The organism is Peloplasma aerotolerans (genome assembly GCF_030012175.1).
Lineage (GTDB): Bacteria > Bacillota_I > Bacilli_A > Acholeplasmatales > Acholeplasmataceae > Peloplasma > Peloplasma aerotolerans.
Genome location: NZ_JASCXW010000064.1, coordinates 1 through 3125, shown reverse-complemented (window position 1 = coordinate 3125; position 3125 = coordinate 1). Strand labels below are relative to the sequence as shown.

The 3125-nt window shown below is 32.8% G+C and carries 2 protein-coding genes; both read right to left on the bottom strand.

Annotated elements, in window-relative coordinates; translation table 11 throughout:
• Positions 1 to 57: 57 nt before the first annotated feature.
• A complete protein-coding gene (locus QJ521_RS09475) occupies positions 58 to 888 on the bottom strand; it encodes an aldo/keto reductase (RefSeq protein WP_282840236.1) in 831 nt (276 codons plus the stop codon).
• A gap of 16 nt (positions 889 to 904) precedes the next feature.
• Positions 905 to 3055: a bifunctional alpha,alpha-trehalose-phosphate synthase (UDP-forming)/trehalose-phosphatase gene (locus QJ521_RS09470; RefSeq protein WP_282840235.1), complete on the bottom strand. Its 2151-nt coding sequence runs from the start codon at positions 3053 to 3055 to the stop codon at positions 905 to 907.
• Positions 3056 to 3125: the final 70 nt, after the last annotated feature.

Genomic DNA, 3125 nt, shown 5'->3' with positions numbered 1-3125 from the left:
CTAAGTCCATGATGAAAATTAAATCTTCATTTCGTTACAGCCCCTTTTTATATTTTATTATTCCCATTTTCTTGGATCATCATCAATTTTGTCAAGTTCTTTCATGTCTTTTACACTAATTTCAAAATCTAGTTTTGTGTTTTCGATAATACGTGACTCGTGAGTTGACTTAGGAAGTGGTAACGTTTCTTTTTGTATACAATATCTTAAGCATATTTGAGCTGGTGTTACCTTGTATTTCTTCGCCATTTTTTGAATCTGTTCATTGGATAATGCATGACCAATCGCGAGTGGTGAATAAGCTTCAATTAAGATATTTTTTTCTTTACAATAATCATCTGTCTCTTTTTGGTTGTGTCCTATAAAGAAAGCAATTTGATTGGCATGAGGAACTATTTCACAATTATTTATAATATTGTCTAGTTCTTTAGGACCAAAGTTAGATACACCAATAGCTCTTACTCTTCCTTCTTTATACACCTTTTCCATCGCTTTGTAAGCTTCTACATTGCCAACACTACAATCTTTACCTATCTCATTCCATGGCCATGGTGCATGGATTAAGTATAGATCAAGATATTCTAAATCTAATGCTTCCATCGTTTTATCAAATGCTTTGAGCGCTTCATCATAACTTTTAATATGAGACTGTAGCTTAGATGTTACAAAAATTTCTTCTCTTGGAATCTTTGAATCTCGTATTGCTTTTCCTACACTTGCTTCATTTTTGTAAGCTGCAGCTGTATCAATATGACGATATCCATTTTTTAATGCTAATGAAACTGAGTGATATGCAACATCTCCATCTGGAACCTGCCATGTACCAAAACCTAATTTAGGAATTTTGATACCATTGCTTAATGTGTAAAAATCATTTAATACTTTCATTTTCAAATCCTCCTCATTATTTTATTTGATTCAATGCTTCTAGAATGGTTCTAAAAGCTTTTACTGTTTCGATTCTTTTCTTAGCTAAAGTAACACCAAAACCAATTTTGACCGAAAATGCATCTTTTTGTTCCTTAAACATATCTTCATCGGTCGTGTCATCACCAGCGACTAAAATAAAGTCATATGCTTTTTGGCTTGAGTATAACTGTGATGCAATACCTTTATTGACGCGTTGGTCTTTAATTTCAATAACTTTATTACCTTGTTGAATCTCTAAAAGCGTAGATCCCTTTAGTGAAAATAAAGCATCTTTAATTTCATTGATCTTCATGGACATCATATCAGGCTCTGAGCCGCGATAATGAAGAGCAATCGAATATGATTTTTCTTCAATAAATGATCCTGGCATCCGATCAACAAATCGTTCTAATACATTAAAGACTGCAGGTTTCCATGAGTTATCAATCGTTAATGTCTTTTTCCAAGCATCACCTTTAGCTCGGTGCCACAATCCATGATCACCAACCAAATTAACAGGTAAGTCCCCTAACCATCTTTCTAATGTTTCATGATCTCTACCCGATATAACAACTAAATCATTTTTTTCATGATTTGCTAAATCAGTTAATAAGTTTTTTAGTTTTCTACTTGGATATGCTTGTGATGGTGTTTTAGTGAAACTCACCAAAGTACCATCGTAATCTAAAAGAATTAAGCGCTTATTCGCTTTTTGATAATGTTGTTTTAAGTCATTAATATCTAAATATTCATCATCATCTTTAGAAATCACTTGGTGTTCAACAGCATTTAATCTTGATAAAAACTCTTTTGCCCAAAATTCAACATTATAACGCTTTAAGCGTTCATGCATAATCTTATTTCTAGAAATCATATCTTCTTGATCCATTTCTAGTGCTTCTTTAATGCCTAAAGCGATATTTTCTGCATCGTTAGGATTAACAATAATCGCTTCACTGAGTTCACTAGCTGCACCAGCAGTTTCACTAATAATGAGCATCCCTTTATAATCACTACTTGATGCAATATATTCTTTAGCAATTAAGTTCATACCATCTCTAAGCGGTGTTACAAGTAAGATATCTGCTTGCTTATAATAAGAAATCAAGTCTTCTTGGTCAAAGGACTGATAGAGATACCAAATTGGCATCCAATCAAATGTTCCATATTTTCCGTTAATTTCACTCACCAACTTTTCAATTTGTCGATGAAGGGTATCATATGTCTCTAAATTCGCACGTGAGGGGGCTACAATTAAGTGTAGTTTCACTTTTGTGCGGTATTTGGGGTATCTTTTCAAGAAAGTCTGAAAAGCCTTTAGACGCTCAACAATACCTTTTGTGTAATCTAAGCGATCGACAGATAATATGATTTTTTCTTTTGGTTTTTTTGCTTTAGAACTTTTTTGATTTGCAAAAAACTCATAGTCAATACCCATTGGAAATGCATCAACTGAGATCGTTCGATGATTATATTGAATGCGATAAAACTGATGGGTTAGATTTAAGATTCGACGAATACTACTCATAAAGTGTCTGACATAATCATAGGTATGAAAACCAATTAAGTCAGCACCTAAAAGACCTTCAAGAATCTCCGTTTTCCATATTAATAACCTAAATAGTTCATAAGATGGAAAAGGGATATGCAAAAAGAAACCTATTTTAACCTTAGGAAATTCATTACGAATGAGTTGAGGTAACAACATCAATTGATAGTCGTGAATCCAAATAACAGTATCATCTTCTAAATAGGGTTTAATATTTTTGTAGAAAAATTGATTCACTTTTTGATAGCTTTGCCATGTTTTGATATCATGTTCTGTTTTTTCAGCAAAGTAATGAAAAAGTGGCCAAATTGTGCGATTTGAAAAACCTTCATAATAAAGGTCTATATCTTTTTGTGATAGAAATACAGGATGACAGTTATAGTTTTTCGTCAATTGATTTTTGATTTCTTTTTGTTCATCAAGGCTTGCTTTATCAGATGAAAGTCCAGGCCAACCAATCCAAAGATTGTTTGCTTGTTCATGAAAACTCTTTAAACCGGTTGCTAATCCACCGATACTTTTAGAGACAATCAGCTCATCGCCTTTTTTTTGAACAGTAACAGGTAGACGATTGGATACAAAGATTGTTTTACTCATATTTTCACCCTTTCATGATGTTATATTATACCATATCAGACTTTTTGAATAAAGGATGGACTCTTGATGA

Excerpts from the sequence above, each read along its gene's own strand:
- QJ521_RS09475 (WP_282840236.1), bottom strand. The coding sequence starts at position 888 with ATGAAAGTATTAAATGATTTTTACACATTAAGCAATGGTATCAAAATT.
- QJ521_RS09470 (WP_282840235.1), bottom strand. The coding sequence starts at position 3,055 with ATGAGTAAAACAATCTTTGTATCCAATCGTCTACCTGTTACTGTTCAA.